Annotated in this window: 18 protein-coding genes and 2 pseudogenes; 11 read left to right on the plus strand and 9 right to left on the minus strand. The window is 62.9% G+C overall.

All coding sequences use genetic code 11. From position 1 onward, the window contains the following. The first annotated feature begins 169 nt into the window (after positions 1-169). The 6 genes from FJ954_RS13640 (at position 170) to FJ954_RS13665 (ending at position 5,852) form a co-directional block, all read left to right on the plus strand. Positions 170-1,486, plus strand: a complete 1,317-nt coding sequence (locus FJ954_RS13640; protein ID WP_015315631.1) for an ABC transporter substrate-binding protein — start codon at positions 170-172, stop codon at positions 1,484-1,486. A 69-nt stretch (positions 1,487-1,555) separates the two neighbouring features. Further along, positions 1,556-2,461, plus strand: a complete 906-nt coding sequence (locus FJ954_RS13645) for a sugar ABC transporter permease (protein ID WP_140661662.1) — start codon at positions 1,556-1,558, stop codon at positions 2,459-2,461. A 1-nt stretch (position 2,462) separates the two neighbouring features. Beyond that, positions 2,463-3,422, plus strand: coding sequence for a carbohydrate ABC transporter permease (locus FJ954_RS13650; protein ID WP_140618971.1), 960 nt, complete (start codon positions 2,463-2,465; stop codon positions 3,420-3,422). After that, positions 3,419-3,649, plus strand: a complete 231-nt coding sequence (locus FJ954_RS13655) for a hypothetical protein (protein WP_015315634.1) — start codon at positions 3,419-3,421, stop codon at positions 3,647-3,649. Before FJ954_RS13650 ends, FJ954_RS13655 begins: the two co-directional genes overlap by 4 nt. After that, the gene (locus FJ954_RS13660; RefSeq protein WP_140618969.1) at positions 3,646-4,749 is read left to right on the plus strand and encodes an ABC transporter ATP-binding protein; all 1,104 of its coding nucleotides are present in this window, start codon (positions 3,646-3,648) and stop codon (positions 4,747-4,749) included. Before FJ954_RS13655 ends, FJ954_RS13660 begins: the two co-directional genes overlap by 4 nt. Next, positions 4,749-5,852: an ABC transporter ATP-binding protein gene (locus FJ954_RS13665; protein WP_015315636.1), complete on the plus strand. Its 1,104-nt coding sequence runs from the start codon at positions 4,749-4,751 to the stop codon at positions 5,850-5,852. Before FJ954_RS13660 ends, FJ954_RS13665 begins: the two co-directional genes overlap by 1 nt. A 7-nt stretch (positions 5,853-5,859) precedes the next feature. Here FJ954_RS13665 and FJ954_RS32000 read toward each other — a convergent pair. Continuing rightward, positions 5,860-6,078 (minus strand): annotated as a pseudogene (locus tag FJ954_RS32000) (hypothetical protein); the annotation flags it as partial. Here FJ954_RS32000 and FJ954_RS13675 point away from each other — a divergent pair. Continuing rightward, a pseudogene (locus FJ954_RS13675) lies at positions 6,075-6,302 on the plus strand (MFS transporter); the annotation flags it as partial. The pseudogenes FJ954_RS32000 and FJ954_RS13675 sit on opposite strands and share 4 nt — an antisense overlap. A 38-nt stretch (positions 6,303-6,340) precedes the next feature. On the opposite strand, the gene FJ954_RS13680 reads toward FJ954_RS13675, so the two are convergent. Beyond that, the gene (locus tag FJ954_RS13680) at positions 6,341-6,688 is read right to left on the minus strand and encodes a GFA family protein (protein ID WP_140661663.1); all 348 of its coding nucleotides are present in this window, start codon (positions 6,686-6,688) and stop codon (positions 6,341-6,343) included. A gap of 115 nt (positions 6,689-6,803) precedes the next feature. Between FJ954_RS13680 and FJ954_RS13685 the strand changes: the two genes are divergently transcribed. Then, positions 6,804-8,102, plus strand: a complete 1,299-nt coding sequence (locus tag FJ954_RS13685; protein WP_140661849.1) for an amidase — start codon at positions 6,804-6,806, stop codon at positions 8,100-8,102. A gap of 15 nt (positions 8,103-8,117) precedes the next feature. Here FJ954_RS13685 and FJ954_RS13690 read toward each other — a convergent pair whose 3' ends face one another. From FJ954_RS13690 to FJ954_RS13710, 5 genes are read right to left on the minus strand one after another with little or no spacing between them, the layout of a single operon-like run. Then, positions 8,118-8,507, minus strand: coding sequence for a hypothetical protein (locus FJ954_RS13690; RefSeq protein WP_140661664.1), 390 nt, complete (start codon positions 8,505-8,507; stop codon positions 8,118-8,120). Positions 8,508-8,548: 41 nt separating this feature from the next. Beyond that, a complete protein-coding gene (locus tag FJ954_RS13695; RefSeq protein WP_140661850.1) occupies positions 8,549-9,529 on the minus strand; it encodes a hydroxyacid dehydrogenase in 981 nt (326 codons plus the stop codon). Between the two features lie 14 nt (positions 9,530-9,543). Further along, on the minus strand, positions 9,544-10,263 hold the full coding sequence (locus tag FJ954_RS13700) for a FadR/GntR family transcriptional regulator (RefSeq protein ID WP_015315641.1): 720 nt from the start codon (positions 10,261-10,263) through the stop codon (positions 9,544-9,546). Between the two features lie 2 nt (positions 10,264-10,265). Next, positions 10,266-11,435, minus strand: coding sequence for a mandelate racemase/muconate lactonizing enzyme family protein (locus tag FJ954_RS13705; protein ID WP_015315642.1), 1,170 nt, complete (start codon positions 11,433-11,435; stop codon positions 10,266-10,268). A 60-nt stretch (positions 11,436-11,495) separates the two neighbouring features. Next, positions 11,496-12,383 carry a sugar phosphate isomerase/epimerase gene (locus tag FJ954_RS13710; RefSeq protein WP_015315643.1) on the minus strand — a complete coding sequence of 296 codons (888 nt, stop codon included), beginning with the start codon at positions 12,381-12,383 and terminating at the stop codon, positions 11,496-11,498. A 400-nt stretch (positions 12,384-12,783) separates the two neighbouring features. On the opposite strand from FJ954_RS13710, the gene FJ954_RS13715 reads away from it, so the two are divergent. The 3 genes from FJ954_RS13715 (at position 12,784) to FJ954_RS13725 (ending at position 16,146) form a co-directional block, all read left to right on the plus strand. Continuing rightward, positions 12,784-13,839, plus strand: coding sequence for a sugar phosphate isomerase/epimerase (locus FJ954_RS13715; RefSeq protein ID WP_140661665.1), 1,056 nt, complete (start codon positions 12,784-12,786; stop codon positions 13,837-13,839). 53 nt (positions 13,840-13,892) lie between these two features. Continuing rightward, entirely contained in the window at positions 13,893-15,080 is a 1,188-nt protein-coding gene (locus FJ954_RS13720; RefSeq protein ID WP_140661666.1) for a Gfo/Idh/MocA family oxidoreductase, read from the plus strand. Between the two features lie 214 nt (positions 15,081-15,294). Then, the gene (locus FJ954_RS13725) at positions 15,295-16,146 is read left to right on the plus strand and encodes a sugar phosphate isomerase/epimerase (protein WP_140661667.1); all 852 of its coding nucleotides are present in this window, start codon (positions 15,295-15,297) and stop codon (positions 16,144-16,146) included. 294 nt (positions 16,147-16,440) lie between these two features. Here the strand turns inward: FJ954_RS13725 and phnE (FJ954_RS13730) are convergent, their stop codons facing one another. Next, entirely contained in the window at positions 16,441-17,808 is a 1,368-nt protein-coding gene (gene phnE / locus FJ954_RS13730; RefSeq protein ID WP_140661668.1) for a phosphonate ABC transporter, permease protein PhnE, read from the minus strand. 3 nt (positions 17,809-17,811) lie between these two features. Then, positions 17,812-18,768, minus strand: coding sequence for a phosphonate ABC transporter, permease protein PhnE (gene phnE, locus FJ954_RS13735; RefSeq protein ID WP_140661669.1), 957 nt, complete (start codon positions 18,766-18,768; stop codon positions 17,812-17,814). Positions 18,769-18,781: the final 13 nt, after the last annotated feature.

The raw sequence follows: 18,781 nt of genomic DNA on the forward strand, positions 1-18,781 counted from the left end.
ACCAGATCAAGGAAGATAAGCGGATCGAAAGTGAGGGCTGCGATCCATTTCCGGACAGAGCGAGGAGGCTCCGAATTCGGAAAAGCGCGACCACGGGAGGAACTACCAGGGCCGGCTCCGTCGCTGGCTCGTACGACAAGGTAGAATGCGCACAAGGGAGGAAATCATTATGCGCAAGTTAGTGACCAGCATGCTTGCTGGTATCGGCTTAACGCTTGCCTGCGGAACGTCCGTCTACGCGCAGGAAAAGTCGCTCACCATCTTCTGGGCGGAATGGGATCCGGCCAATTACCTGCAGGAACTCGGCAACGAGTACGAGAAGGAAACCGGCGTCAAGATCACGGTGGAGACCACGCCCTGGTCCGACTTCCAGACCAAGGCCTTTACCGAGTTCAACGCCCATGGCGACGCCTATGACCTGGTCGTCGGCGACTCGCAGTGGCTCGGCGCCGGCTCGACCGGCGGCCACTACGTCGACCTGACCGACTTCTTCAAGAAGCATGATCTCGGCAACGTCATGGCACCGGCGACGGTGAAATATTATGCCGAGTATCCCGGCAACAGCGGCAAATACTGGGCGATCCCGCTTGAGGGCGACGCCGTCGGCTGGTCCTATCGCAAGGATTGGTTCGAGGATCCCAAGGAAAAGGAAGCCTTCAAAGCCAAATACGGCTACGACCTCGACGTGCCGAAGGATTTCAAGGCGCTGCGCGACATCGCCGAGTTCTTCCACCGGCCGGATCAGAAGAGATACGGCATCGCCATCTACACCGACAATTCCTACGACGCGATGGCGATGGGCTTTGAGAACGCGCTGTTCTCCTATGGCGGTGAGCTGGGCGATTACACGACCTACAAGGTCGACGGTCACATCAACTCCGACAAGGCGGTGGCCGCGCTCGATGCTTACAAGGAGCTCTACAAGTTCACGCCTCCGGGCTGGGCCAAATCGTTCTTCGTCGAGGACAACCAGGCAATCACGGAAAACCTGGCCGCGATGAGCATGAACTTCTTCGCGTTCTTCCCCTCGCTGATCAACGAAGCGTCGAACCCGAATGCCAAGAACACCGGCTTCTTCGCCAACCCTCCCGGCCCAAATGGCGACCAGTTCGCCGCACTCGGCGGGCAAGGCATCTCCGTCATCTCGTACTCGAAGAAGCAGGACGAGGCGATGAAGTTCCTCGAATGGTTCATCAAGGACGAGACCCAGAAGAAGTGGGCGGCCCTTGGCGGCTATACCTGCAGCCAGGCGGTGCTCAAGTCGCCTGAGTTCCAGAACGCCACGCCCTACAACAAGGCCTTCTACGAGACCATGTTCAAGGTGAAGGATTTCTGGGCAGTGCCGGAATACGCAGAACTGCTGCAGCAGCTCAACCAGCGCGTCTACCCCTACATGATCGGCGGCAGCGGCACCGCCAAGGAAACGCTGGACGCATTGGCTGGAGACTGGAACGCGACCTTCAAGAAATACGGCCGCGTCCAATAATCCTTCATGTCCCGCGGAGGGGGCGGTGTCGCCTCCTCCGTTTCTTTTTCTTGAACCGGGAGCAGGGTCTTGGCGACCACGATGATCACCACCCTCGACAGATCCTCGCGCGCCGCGGCACGCGGCCTAAGCGATATCTCCATCCGCAATCTCTTCATCGTCCCGACGGTTCTGTTCCTGATCGTCTTCAACATTTTTCCGCTGATCTATTCGCTCGGCTATTCCTTCACCGACTTCCGCGCGTCGACCAATGCGCCGGCGAATTTCGTCGGGCTGCAGAATTATCGCGACCTGCTCAACGACCCCTATGTCTGGTCGAACTTCGCCATCACGGCGAAATACGTGATTGTCTCGGTCGTCGGACAGCTGCTTGTCGGCTTCGGCGTGGCGATGCTGCTCAACCGGGACATTCCGCTCAAGGGTCTTATCACCACGCTGCTGCTGCTGCCGATGATGCTGTCGATGGCGGTGGTCGGGCTGTTCTGGAAACTGCTTTACGATCCGTCATGGGGGGTTATCAACTATGCGCTCGGGCTCGGCAATTTCGAGTGGCTGGCCGACCCCAAGATGGCGCTCTACGCCGTTGCGTTGACCGACATCTGGATGTGGTCGCCCTTCGTCATGCTGCTGTCGCTGGCCGGGCTGTCGGCGGTGCCGAAGCATCTCTATGAGGCCGCCGCGATCGACCGCGCCGGGCCGTTCTACACCTTCTTCCGCATCACCCTGCCGCTGGTCGCGCCGATCCTGATGATCGCCGTCATCTTCCGCACCATGGAAGCCTTCAAGACCTTCGATCTCGCCTACATCCTGACCAGCCAACCGACGGCGGAGCTGATCTCGATCCGGCTCTACAAGATGGCGTTCCAGGAATGGCAGACCGGGCGCTCCTGTGCGATGGCCTACATCGTGCTGATCATGGTGCTGGCGATCACCAACATCTACGTCAAATATCTCAACAAGGTGAAGGAGCGCTGAGATGGCCGCCGTCCGCACTTCTTCCGAAATCACCTTCAACCGCGTCGCCATAGTCGCCGTGCTGCTGGTGACGATCATCTTCCTGGCGCCGATCTACTGGATCGCCTCGACAGCGTTCAAGCCGCGCAATCTTGCCACTACGATTCCGCCGACCGTTGTCTTCCAGCCGGAGATATCGCCGTTCGTGAAGCTGTTCACCAAGCGCTCTCAATTGCGCAGTCCGCCGTCGCCGGAAGAGTACGCGGCGGCCCCATGGTGGGAGCGCGTCGTCTTCGACGGTGGCGAAAAGATCGTGCGCGACGGCAAGGGCCAGGTGCAGTGGTCGGGCTATCCGAGCCGCTTCCTGAACTCGCTGATCATCGCCATCACCTCGACGGTGCTGGCCGTCGGCATGGGCACGTTCACCGCCTATGGCTTCTCGCGCTTCAGGGTGAAGGGGGAGGCGGACCTGCTCTTTTTCATCCTGTCGACACGCATGCTGCCACCGGTGGTGGTCGCGATCCCGATGTTCCTGATGTACCGCGCGGTCGGCCTCAACGATACCCACGTCGGGCTGATCATTCTCTACACCGCCTTCAACCTGTCCTTCTCGGTGTGGCTGATGAAGGGTTTCATGGATGAAATCCCGAAGGAATATGAGGAGGCGGCACTGGTCGACGGCTACACACGCATGGAAGCCTTCTTCAAGATCGTGCTGCCGGAGGCCGCCACCGGCATCGCCGCCACCGCTGTCTTCTGCTTCATCACGGCGTGGAACGAATACGCCTTCGCGCTGATCATGACCAACCGCCGCGCCCAGACGGCGCCGCCCTTCATCCCGAGCCAGGTCGGCTCGGGCCTGCCGGACTGGACTGTGATCGCCGCCGGCACCTTCCTGTTCCTGCTGCCGGTCGCCATCTTCACCTTCCTGCTCCGCAACCATCTGTTGCGCGGCATGTCCTTCGGAGCGATCCGCAAATGAGCTTTCGCGCCATCAATCAGAAATATCTGGAACCGGGTTCGCAGATCCTCATGGTGCTCGGCATCGTGGCCCTCTGCCAGCCCTGGAACATGACCCTGCACACCTACGGCCTGACCATCATCCTGATCGGGCTGATCGGCTTCAACATCACCTCGAAGATCGCACCCGAGGAACAGGCCGGCACCGGTCATGCCGGGGACGCGCGAAATCCGGGAGCACAGCATTGACCCAGATCGAGCTTCGCGGCGTCCAGAAATTCTTTGGTGCCGTCCAGGTCATCAAGGATCTCAACCTCAAGATCGCGGACAATGAGTTCATCGTCCTGCTCGGCCAGTCCGGTTGCGGCAAGACGACGACGTTGCGCGCCATCGCCGGACTGGAAACCATCGACGAGGGCGACATCCTCATCGACGGCAAGCCGGTCCAGCATCTGAAGGCAGCCGACCGCGACATCGCCATGGTGTTCCAGTCATTCTCGCTCTACCCGCATATGAGCGTCTACGAGAACATCGCCTTTCCGTTGCGCGCCACGCGCAAGAGCAAAAGCGAGATCGACCAGGAAGTGCGCTCGGTCGCCAAGACGCTGCAGATAACGGATCTGCTGGCGAAGAAGCCGTCGGCGCTTTCGGGCGGCGACATGCAGCGCGTTGCGATCGGCCGGGCGCTGGTGCGGCGGCCGAAGGCGATGCTGATGGATGAGCCGATCGGCGCGCTCGACGCCAAATTGCGCGAGGAGATGCGGGCCGAGATCAAGCGGCTGCATATCAAGCAGGGCTCGACCACCATCTATGTCACGCACGACCAGATCGAGGCGATGAGCCTCGCCGACCGTATCGTCATCATGCATGAGGGCGTGCTGCAGCAGGTGGGAACGCCCGACGAGGTCTATTCGCGGCCGGCCAATCTGTTCGTGGCCCAATTCGTCGGCAGTCCGGTGATGAATGTCGCCGACGCGGCGGTTGCCGAAACAACGTCATCGGCCTCGGTCACCGTTGGTGGCGCGGCTTCCGGCTTCGAGTTTCCGCGGGCGCTGCTGTCGAAACTCAACGGCCACGCTAGCGGCCAACTCGCACTTGGCATCCGGCCGGAAGGCGTCCTCATTCGTCGTGACGCGGCCGATGGCTTCATGGCCGTCGAGACGCAGATCGTCGAACCGCTCGGCTCCTTCGACATCGTCGACCTCAAGGTTGGCTCGAAAATGCTGCGGGCCCGCACCAAGAGCGGCTTCGTTGCCGGACCGGGCGAGAAGGTGTTTGCCCGAATCGATCCGACCCAGGCGCATTTCTTCGACAAGGCAAGCGGCAAGTCGCTTGAGGTGAGGCTCTGATGGCCCATATCCAGCTCAAGAACATCTCCAAGACTTTCGGCAACCACACGGCCTTGACCGGGCTCGACCTCGACATCGCCGATGGCGAATTCTTTGTCCTGCTCGGCGAGACGGGCGCCGGCAAGACGACGACGCTGCGGCTGATCGCCGGCCTGGAGAAGCCGAGCGAGGGGCAGGTCTTCATCGACGGCGTCGACGTCGCCGACTGGGGTGCGGCCGAGCGCGACGTGGCGCTGGTGCTGCAGCAATATTCGCTCTACCCGCGCTACACGGTGCGCGAAAACCTCGAATTTCCGCTGAAGCCGAAGATCCGCCGGCTGCCGGATGCCGAGATCAAGGACCGCGTCGACCGCGCCGCCCGCACGCTGCGGATCGAGCATCTGCTCGATCGCAAGACCGACCGCCTGTCCGGCGGCGAGATGCAGCGCGTCTCCATCGGCCGTGCCATCGTGCGCAAGCCGCGCGTGTTCCTGATGGACGAGCCGCTGTCGGCGCTCGACGCCAAATTGCGCGAGGCGCTCCGCACCGAATTGAAGAACCTGCAGATACAGCTTGGCGCCACCTTCCTGTTCGTGACCCACGACCAGATCGAGGCGATGTCGATGGGCGACAAGGTCGGCGTGCTCAACCATGGCCGCATCATCCAGACCGGCACGCCGCACGAGATCTACAACAATCCGCGCGACACCTATGTGGCGAGCTTCGTCGGCTCGCCGCCGATGAACCTCATCGACGGCAGGCTGGTTAACGGCCGCGCGGTGATGGCGCCATTGAATTTCGAACTGCCCTTCGCGGGGGCGGCCAAGATTTTTACGGGGGCTGGGGCGAGTGCGGCGACCGACGGTCGCCCGCTCGTCTTCGGCATTCGTCCGGAGGATGTCTATCTGGAAAGCGGCGCACCGGTCGAGGCGCGTGTCCACGACGTCGAGAACCATGGCGTGGAAAAGATCCTGACGCTGCGGGTCGGCGATACAACGCTTCGCGCCACGGTGCCGGCCAGGACCGATGTCGCGATCGAGCAACCGGTGCGCTTTGCCTGGAATCCTGACAAGGTGGTGCTGTTCGACAAGGGCAGTGGTGTCAGCCTGCGGCACGCGTCATAGGGCGCGGCTATTTCGGCAGGTAGGTCTCGTAAGGCGTGTCGTTGATCAGCAGGATCACGCATTCCGTCTCCGAGAGGCAGGCGTCGTCATGCATCTCATTGGCTTTCTGGGTCCAGTAGGATCAAGGTGGCAGTTCGCCCTTGGTCGCTTCACCGCCAGTTGCCGGGACTTTCAGCAAGGTTCCGGCAGCGCCTTTGGCCCTTTCGCCCCACAGTGATCCCAAGCGTGCCGCTAGAGCTGCAGAGCTGGCTGGTGCGGGCAGCGCCCGACCAGGCTGAAAGCGCCGGTGGCCTGATGGTGGCGACCTTCCAGGTAGCGATTGCGATGGGCGCCGTCTTCGGCGGGCTGCTGGTCGACCATGCCGGTGTCGGCAGCGCGTTTGCCTATTGCGGCGCCGCGACGCTGCTGGCGGCCATCGTGGTATTCCTGCGCGGCCCAAAGGCCGAATAGTCTCTCGCAACGGCCACCGATAGGGGATGATGGGAAGCTTAGACGGCCCGCCCGTCGAACGCGAAGACCGACAAGGTGGACGGGTCGAGACCGGTGACGCAATTGATGTTGATGTAGGCGCTGCGTTCGCCGCCTTCGCTGGTGTCCTCGGCAAAAGGATGGATGCCGCAGGTTCGACAGAAGCGGTGCGCTATCTTCGTTTCGCCGAATGTGTAGCGGCCGAGGTCATCGCCCCAGGCGACGAGCGTAAGCTTGTCGTGTGGCACGGCCCATAGCAGCGCACCCTTGCGGGCGCAGATCGAGCAATTGCAGCGCACGACGCTCTCAAGTTCCCCCTCCACCTCGAACGCAACCTTGCCGCAATGGCAGCTGCCTTTGTACAGCATCAGTATCTTCCTGTCGCTGGCAGGTGCAAAGGCACGCTGGCCGGGTTATCCCTTCGGCAGTCCCCACGGCTGCTTGCCTTCAAGACGTTCCATCCTGGCGGAGTCCGACACCAACATGCAACCAATCCGCGACCGCCTCGAAATCATCCTGTCACGTCTTGCCAATCGTGTGGCCGACGAGAAGGTCTTCACGAAGCTCTATGCCGAAGCGGCGCGGGTCGCGGCTGACGCCAGCGATGCCCGCAAAAGAGTGGGCGTGACACTCGGCCCGCTCGACGGCACCATTGTCTCGATCAAGGACCTGTTCGATGTCGCCGGCGAGCCGACCACGGCCGGGTCGCTGATGCGCGAGGCCGCCGCGCCGGCACAGCGCGACGCCGCCATCGTCAGCCGGCTTCGGCAAGCCGGTGCGGTCGTCATCGGCAAGACCAACATGACCGAGTTCGCCTTCACCGCGATCGGCGACAACATGCATTACGGCACGCCAGGCAACGCCGTTGATGCCAGCCGCATTCCAGGCGGGTCGTCCTCGGGCGCCGGCGTGTCCGTGGGCGAGGGGACGAGCGACATCTCGATCGGCTCCGACACCGGCGGCTCGATCCGCATTCCGGCGGCGCTCAACGGCGTCGTCGGTTTCAAGCCGACTGCACGGCGCGTCCCGCTCTCTGGCGCCTTTCCGCTTTCGGGCACTTTGGACTCGGTCGGACCGCTTGCCCGAACCGTCTCGATATGCGCCGCCGCCGACGCGGTGATGGCCGGCGAAGCGCCGAAGGAGTTGGTGGCCATTCCACTCGCCGGGCTTCGCATCGGCATTCCGCGCGGCGTTCTTTTCGGCGACACGGAAGGCGAGGTTGGATCCGCCTTCGAGTATTGTCTTGGCAAGATCGAACAGGCTGGCGCACACATTACGGATCTGTCGATCGACGACATGATCGCGGATCTGCGCGCGGCCACCAAGCGCGGTTCGATCGCGGCGATGGAGGGCGCGGAAGTGCATGCCGACTGGCTGGCGACAGGCGCATCCGTGCCGGTCGACCCGCATGTCAGCGGGCCATTGTCGCGGGCGGCGCTGCTGCCGACGCCGGTCTATATCAGGGCGCTCCGCCGCCGTACCGCGCTGGCCGCCGCCATGGATGAGCGGCTGGCATCGGTTGACGTGCTGGCGTTGCCAGCCACACCGGTGACGGCGCCGGCCATCGCTTCCATGGCCGAGGATGCCGAGTTGCGTGACCGCACCGAAGGCCTGCTGCTGCGCAACACCCAGGTCGCCAACCAGTTCGACCTTTGTGCGATCTCGTTGCCGATGCCGGGGCCATCGCTGCCAATGGGGCTGATGCTCGTGGCGCGCAATGGCCATGACCGGCATCTGCTGCGGATCGCCGTGTCGGTGGAGAGGCTGCTGGGGCGGCAGTGAGTCGCGGATGACGGATCAGTGCGATGAACAGTGCTTGCGTTCGCCGTCCTTGGCGGTGCGCACGATGCGGGTCGCGACCAGCCAAGGCAGGCTGTATTCCTTGCCGGTGAAGGTCTGGATGCGGTGCTCGATCGAGCCCCTGAGCACGATCTTTCCGCTATAAAGCACGTCGGACTGGGCCGTTATCGCCTCGTCGGCCTGCGGCAATCCGCTGGTGTCGATCGACACGCCCTTGGTGATGGTGCCGGTGGCAAGGTCGAGCGCGCTGTTCGACGGGCAGGGCGCCTTGAAGCAGCGTAGTCCGTTGTCGCAATAGACATAGCTGCTGTCGGCCGCTGCGAATGCCGGCAAGGTGCAGATGGACGAAGTTGCGACAATCAGAACTGCAAGGCGAAGACCGGACATGGCTCGCAACGTCGCGGAGAATTGGGGGCGAAACCGCGATGCTATATCTGCGCCGGAAAGCGACGCCGGTAGTGATCGACCACTTCGGGATTGCGCAGATTGATCGGCAGTTTGCCCGCCAGCACCAGCAAGGCTTCACCAGCCGCGCCGACACCCATGCGCATCATCGATTCCTCGGTAATCCCCGCCATATGCGGGGTGACGATGACGTTGTCGAAGCCGAAATAGGGATGGTTTGGCGGCAGCGGCTGCGTCGAGAACACGTCGAGCGCGGCGCCGCCGATGCGACGCTCCCGCAAGGCCTCGATCAGCGCGTCGTCATCGACGACCGGCCCGCGCGACACGTTGATCAGCAGTGCGTTGGGTTTCATGCGGGCGATGCGTTCGCGGCTGATCAGGCCTCGCGTTTCCGGCGTCAGCGGACAGCAGAGCACGATGATGTCGCTCTGCTCGACCAGCGCGTCGATCGACAGGAAGCCGACCTTTTCCGGCGCCGGCTGCATGCTGCGTGTCGTTGCCACCACTTTGAGGTCGAAGCCGTGTGCGGCGATGTGGCCGACCGCCTGCCCGACGGCGCCGAGACCAACGATGCCGATGGTCTTGCCGGCGAGTTCGATATTGGCATTGGCATGCTCGCGTCCGGCCAGCCAGCCCTTGGCGCGCAGGTCGCGGTCGACCCGGCGGAACTGCCGCAGCAGTGCAAGCGCGGTGAACATGACATGCTCGGCCACCGAGCGGGCATTGGCCGCCGGCACGTTGGCCACGAGCACGCCGGCCGCCGCGGCCGCTTCCATCGGGATCATGTCGAGACCGGCGCCATGGCGGATCGCGGCCCTCAGCTTCCATGCACCCTCGAACAGCGCCGGCGGCAGCGGCGCCCGCACGATGACGACGTCGGCATCCTTGGCCTCCCCCGCCAATGTGCCGGGGTCGAGCGCCGAAGCGATGACCAGCTGGCCGGCGCCGGCCAGCTTGGCCGTGGCGCGCGGGTGCAGCGGATGCGTCGACAGGATCTTTGGCACGGTCTGGGTCACGGTCAGGCCTTTTCGAGTGCCGCGCCCGCGGGCGAAGCCGCCATGCCGCCCTCGATCAGGCCCTTCCAGTAGCTTTCCGCGCCCTGCAGATGGGCGCTCATGAGCGCCTGGGCGAGATTGCCGTCGCGGCGCAGCAGCGCCTCGTAGATCTGCACGTGCTCGGCATGCGAGCGCACGCTGCGTTCAGGATCGTTGAAATAGATCGGCAGGCGCTGCTCGCCCATCAGATAGTAGACGCTGCAGATGTTGTGGAAGACGCTGTTCTTGGTGGCGCGCACGATCTCGAGGTGAAACTCGCGGTCTTCCTTGGCCAGACCTTCGCCAGCGGCGATGCGGTCTTCCGAGGCTTTGAGGATTTCGCGCAGGCGCTCGAAATTCTCCTCGGTGGCGCGCGAGCAGGCAAGCTCGGCGGCCTTGATCTCATGGATCTTGCGCAACTCGACCGTTTCATAGATCTGCAAGGGATCGAGCGGCAGGCCGGCACGTGCGAACAGCGCCAGCGCCTCGACGCTGGCCTGCTTGGTGTCGATGTAGATGCCGGACTTGGCGCGGCGCTCGACGATGCGCATGGCCTCGAGGATGGCGAGCGCTTCGCGGATCTGGCCACGGCTGACGCCGAAATGCTCGGCCAGCTCGCGTTCCGACGGCGTGCGGCCGCTCTCCTTGTCCGAGTGGGAGAACAGATAGGCGGCGAGTTCCGCGAGAAGGTTCTTTTCTTTCATCGTCAATTGCGTTGCGCGTGCGCCTCCAGGAATCGCTCCGAAACGGTGAATCCCAGTCCGGGCTTTTCCGGGATCGCTATCATACCGTCCTGGGCTTCGACAGTCTCTTCGACCAGATCGTGGATCATCGGGTTGGCGCCGAGCGAATACTCGACGGTGAAACTCGAAGGCGACGCGGCGCAGACATGCAGCCCGGCGAAGAAGCAGGGCGCGCCGGCCCACAGATGCGGCGCAAAGCGCAAATTGAAGGCGCTGGCGATGGTGCCGATCTTCATCGCCTCGCTGATACCGCCACAGAAGGCAGGATCGGGCTGGAAGATGTCGGCGGCCTTGAGAACGGCGAGATCGCGGAAGGCATAGCGTGTCGCCTCGCTTTCGCCGGTGGCGATCGGAACGGCGCCGGAGGCGCGCACTTCGGCCATGCCTAGCTTATCGTCGGCGATAACAGGCTCCTCGAACCAGGCGAGATCGAGGTCGTTGACGAGATGGATGAAGCGTTTGGCTTCCGCTACCGTATAGGTGCCATGGGCGTCGACCATCAGCTCGATGTCGGGGCCGAGGGCCTGGCGCGCGGCGCGCACGCGGGCGGCGGAAACATGTGCCGCGCCGTCCATGGCGCCGACCCGCATCTTCAACGCCTTGAAGCCGCCTTTGGCGATATAGGATTTCAATTGCTCGCCGATGGAATCGGCGGAGGCCCAGCCGCCCGAGGCATAGGCCTGCATGCGATCGACCTTGCGGCCGCCGAGGAGCCGCCAGACCGGCTGGCCCAGCGACTTGCCCAGGATGTCCCAGAGCGCGATGTCGACCGCGCTGATGGCGGCGACGCTCATGCCACGCCGCGCCAGTTGTGGCATGGCGTGGCCGGCGCGGGCGGCGCTCTCATGGCGCACGCCGTTGTAGAGCATCTCCCAGATGACTCCGATGTCGGCCGGATCGCGGCCGATCAACTGCGGCCCGACCTCGTGATTCAGCATGTGAACGAGTGCGCCGTAGCTGCCGGCACTGCCGGCCGCGTTCTTGCCTTCGCCCCAGCCGACCAGCCCGTCATCGGTTTCGACGCGCAGGATGGCGGCGTCGAAGGTCGTCACCTGGCCGAAGTCGCTGCGATGCTGCTTCGCGGCTTCGATCGGCACGCGGACCCACCAGGCCTGGACTGTCTTGATGCGCATATTTTTCCCCAGCCCTGCCGCCGGTCGGGGCGGAAGGACAAATTTCCCAGCGGCAGTCGACTATTTGATCAGCGGCAGCAGTGTTTCGGCGGTGATGCGCATCTGGTCGGTGTAGAATTTCTCGGTCAGCACGCTGGAGCCATGGTCCTGGATGAACTTCAGCTGCTCGGGCGAGATATCGACCGGATGGCGCTCGACCATGTCGGGATAGGGTGCTGCCGGCGTGCGGTCGACCGGGGCGACGAACTCGTTGGTCAGTGCGCCGTCGTAGCCGACTTCCTTCAAGGTGGCGACGATCCTTGGCCAGTCGATCTGGCCGAGGCCGGCGGCAAAGCGGTTGTTGTCGGCGACATGGAAGTCGAACAGGCGCTTTCCGACCTGGCGGATAGCGTCATGCACGTTAAATTCCTCCATGTGGATGTGGTAGGCGTCGAGGCAGACGCCGCATTCGGGGCTGACCGCGTCAGCCAGCGCCAGCGCCTGGGCGCCGCGGTTGAACAGATAGGTTTCGAAGCGGTTGAGCGGTTCGACGGCGATCTTGACCCCGACCTTCTTAGCGTGGGTGAAACATTCGCGGGTCGCGTCGACCACCCACTTCCATTCCTCTTCCTCGGTACCGTCCGGGACCACCTTGCCGACGGTTGCCGGAACCAGCGTGATGATCTCGCCATCGAGTTCGCCGACCATCGTCAGCACGTCCTTGACGTATTGCACGGAGCGCTCGCGCTGGCCCTGGTCCCTGGCGGCGAGGTTGCGTTCACCCAGCATCAAGGTCACCGCGCCCCAGCAGCGGATGCCATGCTCCTTCAGCAGCGCCCGTGTCTCCTTGGTCTTGTACTGCGCGGGCTCGCCGGAAATCTCGATCGACTCATAGCCGAATTTCTTGATGCGCTTCAGCGTCGTCTCAAGCGGTTCCGCGCGCATCCAGTTGTGCGTCGAAAGATGCATGGTCTGTCCTTCCCAGATTCGTCCGTATGGTTTGCCTGCGACATGCATCGCCGGAAGACGACGCAAGGGTTCCTCCCCAAGGCATCCCCAGCCTTTTACTGCAAACTGGTTAGACCAATTGGGTCTGAAATGAGGTCTACAGCAAATTCCTTGAGACGGCAACAACTGTGGCGACGCAACTTTCAGGGTGAATTAGTTTGTTGATTACATTGCAATATGTGCCGTTATTTTGGGCTTTCGGAGTGCCTTTTCGGCGCATTCCAAGGCTTGACCAGATTGCCTTATTTGGTCATACCAGAATGGCGGTGTCGGCAGAGCGTCCGACGCGATAAAGACCAAAGTGACTGGCCCTGCTTTCATCAGGCGCTATGCTTGGTCGTGACAAACGAGGAGGATGCCGATGCCGACGACAATGAAGGGCCCTGGACTGTTTCTGGCGCAGTTCGCGGGTGATGCCGCACCGTTCAATTCGCTGACGTCGATCACCAAATGGGCCGCCGGCCTCGGCTACAAGGGCGTGCAGATCCCGACCTGGGACGCGCGCCTGTTCGACCTCAAGAAGGCGGCGTCTTCCAAGGCCTATTGCGATGAGGTGAAGGGCATCTGCACTGACGCCGGGGTCGAGATCACCGAACTGTCGACGCATCTGCAGGGGCAATTGGTGGCGGTGCATCCGGCCTATGACGCGCAGATGGATGGGTTCGCGCCGCCGTCGGTGCACAACAACCCGAAGGCGAGACAGGAATGGGCTGTCGAACAGATGAAGTTCGGTGCCAAGGCATCGCGCAATCTCGGGCTGAATGTGTCGGTGTCGTTCACCGGCTCGCTGGCTTTCCCTTACCTCTATCCCTTTCCGCAGCGCCCCGCCGGACTGATCGAGGAAGCCTTCGGCGAACTCGGCAAACGCTGGAAGCCGATCCTCGACGTCTATGAAGACAATGGTGTCGATGTCGGCTACGAAATCCATCCTTCGGAGGACGTGTTCGACGGGGCGACCTTCGAGATGTTCCTCGACGCAGTCGGTGGCCACAAGCGCTGCAACATCAATTACGACCCTTCGCATTTCCTGCTGCAGCAACTCGATTATCTCGAATTCATCGACATCTATCACGAGCGGATCAAGGCTTTCCACGTCAAGGACGCCGAGTTCAATCCGACTGGACGGCAGGGCGTGTACTCTGGTTACCAGAGCTGGACGAACCGCGCCGGCCGCTTCCGTTCGCTCGGCGACGGGCAAGTGGATTTCGGCGGCATCTTCTCCAAGCTGACGCAGTACAATTACGATTCCTGGGCGGTGCTGGAGTGGGAATGCTGCCTGAAGCATCCGGAGGATGGTGCGGCCGAAGGGGCGCCCTTCATCCAGCACCACATCATCCGGGTGACGGAGAAGGCATTCGACGATTTCGCCGCCGGCACCACGGACAAGAAGCTGCTGCGCGCCATGATGGGATTTTGACACGGCTTTCCCTCTCCCTCGGGGGAGGGGTATCTCACACGAGGGAGAAAGACATGGTTGGTGCATCGAAGTCGGAAACGGGAGGCGGCCCGATCCGCTACGGCATGGTCGGCGGCGGGCAGGGCGCATTCATCGGCGCGGTGCACCGGATCGCGGCGCGCATGGACAATGATTTCGTGCTGGTCGCCGGCGCCCTGTCGGCCGATCCGGGGCGTGCGAAAGCCTCGGCCGCCGAACTGGGGCTCGATCCCTCGCGCAGCTATGCGTCCTACGCCGAAATGGCCAAGGCCGAGGCGAAGCGCTCGGATGGCATCGAGGCGGTGGCCATCGTCACTCCCAACAACGTGCATGTGCCGGCGGCCAAGGCCTTCCTGGAAGCAGGCATCCACGTGATCTGCGACAAGCCGCTGGCAACGACCCTGGCCGAGGCGAAAAAGCTTGCGGCGATCGTCGAAAAGACCGGCAAGGTGTTCGTGCTCACCCACAACTACACCGCCTATCCGATGGTACGGCAGGCGCGCGAAATGGTCGCCAAGGGTGTGCTCGGCGACATCCGCATCGTGCAGTCGGAATATCCGCAGGACTGGCTGACCGAGGACCTCGCCGCCACCGGCCAGAAGCAGGCTGCTTGGCGTTCAGACCCCAAGCAGGCGGGCGCCGGCGGCGCGCTCGGCGATATCGGCACCCATGCCTACAATCTCGCCCGCTTCGTCTCCGGGCTCGAACTCGACTCCCTGTCGGCCGATCTCGACGCCTTCGTGCCCGGCAGGCTGCTCGACGACAATGTCAACGTCATGCTGCGTTTCAAATCGACGGGGAAAACGCATCCGGCCAAGGGCATGATCTGGGCGAGCCAGGTGGCGCCCGGTCATGAGAACGGCCTGAAGCTGCGCATCTACGGTTCGAAGGGCGGGCTGGAATGGGTGCAGGCCGATCCCAACTATCTCTGGTACACGCCCTTCGGCCAGCCGAAACAGCTGATCACCCGCAACGGCGCCGGTGCGCTGCCGGTGGCGGGCCGCGTCAGCCGCGTCCCGTCGGGCCATCCCGAGGGTTACCTCGAAGGCTTCGCCAACATCTACCAGGAGGCCGCACGGGCCATCCGCGCGGCACGCAAGAAGGGTGGAAAGCCGGCAAAGGATGTCGTCTTCCCGACCATCCAGGACGGCGTCGAGGGCATGGCCTTCATCGAGGCCTGCGTGAAGTCGTCGAAGAAGAACGGGGCCTGGACCAAGCTTTAAGAGGCGCCGAGTAACGAGGTCCCCTCACCCGGATAGCCAACCGAGTTGCCTAGGGCAATTCGGGGCAATCCGGCCTTTCCTCGAGGGGGAGAGGAGGCGTTGGCGCTATCTCTTCTCCCTCTCGGGGAGAAGGTGGCCGCGAAGCGGCCGGATGAGGGGGAGTGGCGAAAACCGGCGGTGCAATCAGCCGGTCGCCAACAAGGGGAGGGCGTCGATGAAGATCGGCATGTGCATGTTCTTGTGGACGACGGCGGTATCGAAGAAGCACGAGCCGCTGCTTCGAGACATCAAGGCAACCGGCTTCGACGGTGTCGAAATCCCGATCTTCGCCGGCACGCCGGACGACTACAGGAAACTGGGCGAATTGCTCGACCGTATCGGGCTGGAGCGGACCGCTGTGTCAGCCATGGGCGATCCGGCGATGAACCTGATTTCGGCCGATGCTGCAACACGCAAGGCCGGTGTCGACTACATGAAATGGGCCATCGATTGCGCCGATGCGCTTGGCGCCCGCACGCTGAGTGGACCGCTGCATTCGACGCTCGGCGCCTTTTCCGGGTCCGGACCGACCGCCGCCGAAAAGAAGCGCTCGATCGCCTCGCAGCGTGCCATCGGCGACCATGCCGGCAAGCGCAACGTCACCGTCGGGCTCGAGGCGCTGAACCGCTTCGAATGCTACCTCCTCAACACCATGGCCGACCTGTCGGAGCATATCGATGCCATTGACCGGCCGCACATCAGGGCAATGTACGACACGTTCCACGCCAATATCGAGGAAGCCGACCCGATCGGCGCCTACACGAAGCACCGGGGCAATGTCGTGCATATCCATATATCGGAGAACGATCGCGGCGTGCCGGGGCGTGGCAACATTCCGTGGAAGGAAACTTTTTCCGCCATTCGCAAGAGCGGCTATGACGACTGGCTGACGATCGAAGCGTTCGGTCGCTCGCTGAAGGATCTGGCGGCGGCGACCAAGGTGTGGCGGGATTTTTCCGAGACGCCGGAAGCCGTCTATCGCGATGGGTACAGGCATATCAGGGACGGGTGGAGGAAGGCGGCTTAGGCGCCTACGTCTGGTCCATTTTCTATTTGTGTTCGCGTCGCTTGCCAGGTAGTTCCTCCACTCCGTCTCGGCTTCGCCGAGCCACCTCTCCCCCCTTCGGAGGGAGAGGAAGGGGCTTGGTGGCGCCGGGACAGGAAGAGAGCCTCGGCCTTCGGGGACAAGCGCGGATCGGACAGTCTGGTGCCTTTCCTCTACCCCGTCGATCGGGGGAGAGGTGTCGAGCGAAGCTCGACGGAGTGAGGGTCGACCCCTCGGCGCCGGGCGAGACGATGCTTGCGCTTCTGCGTCACAACACTAACCCTGCCTGGCCTGGATCCTGTTGTAGTCGTGGATGGTCCGGCTCAGCCGGCGGCGCAGGAAGTTGGATATGTTGTCGAAAACGAAGACGACGAGGAGGATTAGCAGCACCATGTAGAACACGTTGGCCCAGTTGGAATTGGTGCGCATCGCTTCCCACAGTTTCAGGCCGATGCCGCCGGCGCCGACGGCGCCGATGATGGTGGCGCCGCGGGTGTTGGATTCCCACTGGTAGAGTGTCTGGCTGATGAAGACCGGGATCACTTCGGGCATCACGCCGTAGCGCTGCACCAGGATGCCGTTGGCGCCGGTCGAGAGCACGCCTTCGCGCGGCTTGTCGTCGATGTTCTCCAGGCCTTCCGAATAGACTTTGCCGAGGGTGCCGATCTCGGTGAAGAAAATCGCTGCACTTCCCGCCAGCGGGCCGGGGCCGAAGGCGCGGGTGAAGAACAGCGCCCAGATCAGCATGTCGACCGAGCGCATGAAGTCGAAGAAGCGCTTGAGCACTTGGCCGAGCATGCCACTCGGCGTGATGTTGCGCGCCGCGAAGAAGGCAAGGGGGAAGGCGACGATGCCGCCGAGCAGCGTGCCGAGGAAGGCCATAACAATGGTCTGCAGGAGCTTCGTCCAGACATCGCCGTGCTGCCACTGGGCGTTGTTCCAGACGTTGTCGCCGGCAAGAGCAAGGTTGGTGGTACCTGGTTTCAGCTCTGGTCCCGAGACGATCAGCGAGATCACTTCCCGCGCTGATTTGCCGAAGAAGGGCGAGCGCGTGTCGAAAATGAAGTTCGCCCAGCCGAGGAAGCGCTTGCGCACCTTGACGCGGTCGACAGTGACGCGCACCTCGCCGACGAAGCCCATCTTGGCCACCACCTCGTCGTCATGGGCGGTGATCCAGTCCGGTACGGCACCCGTGACCACCGGCTTGCCGCTGGTCAGCGAAACAGGCACGGTCTGGCCGTTGGCGACGATCGTCGCCTGCGTCTTGTCGAAGGTGACGGATTTTGCCGGCCCGTCGATCAGCACGGTGAAGGTGCCGTCCGGATTCCTGACCACCCAGTCGGGATTCGGGTTGTCGCCCAGCGCGGAAAAGCGCGGGTATTTGGGCGTGATCTCCGGCTGGTCGAGACGGAATTCCGGCTGCAGATCGTAGCTGATCCATTGTGTCAGGAAGAGCGGCAGGCGCTCCCAGTGCGATTCCCGCAGCACCTGCGGCAGGCTGAAGAACCACAAGGCATAGATCAGATACAGGAGAGTCCCGACGAACAGGAGCAGCGGACCAAAGCGCTTGTATGCCGGGCGCCGGAACACCTGCGGGTGGCGCGCCTCGATCGACAGAATCTCCTCGGCGGTCATGGTCGCCATGATTTACGCCCCCATCATAAAGGCTTGTTCGCCGACCAGCTTGCGACGAAGCCAGGCGGAAAACTGGTCGATGATGAAGATGGTTGTGAACAGCAGCAGCACCAGCGCCAGCGTCTTGGCGCCGAAGCCGCGCGAGATGGAGAGCTTCAGTTCCTCGCCGATGCCACCCCCGCCGACGGCGCCGATGATGGTCGAGGCCCGCACGTTGATCTCGACGCGCAGCAGCGTATAAGAGACGAAATTGGGCAACACCTGAGGCAGGTCGGCGAAGCGCACCCGTTCGAACCAGTTGGCGCCGACCGCCGTCAGGCCTTCCTCGGCACGCATGTCGATGTTCTCGTTGATCTCGTAGAACAGCTTGCCGAGTGCGCCGATCGAATGCAGGCCGATGGCGATTATAGCGGCGATCGGACCGGTCGAGACGATTGCAGCGAACAGGCCGGCGATGACGATTTCGGGAAAGGCACGCAGCAATTCCATGAAGCGCTTGACCACTAGCCTCAGTGCCGGATGAGGCGTCAGGTTGCGCGCCGCGATGAAGGAAAAGGGCACCGCGAAGACAAAGCCGATGAAGGTCGAGACCAGCGCCACGTTCACGGTGGTCAGCATCAGCTCGAAATATTCGGGGATGTAGAAACCGCCCCAGACGTAGACGCGGCCAAGCGGGAAGTTGAATTCCTGAGTGCCGGCGTCATGCGGCGAGGCGATATCGAACAGCGCCCGCCAGACGTCGTTCCAGTCCCTGGGGACCAGCCAGCTCAGGAAATCCAGAATATGCGGCAGCCGGTCGAAGAAGTGCCCGGCATTGGCTTCGTCGGCGAACCACATGCTGGCGAACATGGCGGCGAGCAGCAGGCCGACGCCCAGCACGGTATAGAACCGGCGCAGCGACGTCTGGCGTCGCCAGGCATCGGCCATCTGGTGGGTGGCGCCGGAGGGGGCTGTCATGGAAAGGGTCATGATCGGAGATGCA

Origin of the sequence: Mesorhizobium sp. B2-3-15 (genome assembly GCF_006442875.1) — a bacterium.
GTDB lineage: Bacteria > Pseudomonadota > Alphaproteobacteria > Rhizobiales > Rhizobiaceae > Mesorhizobium > Mesorhizobium australicum.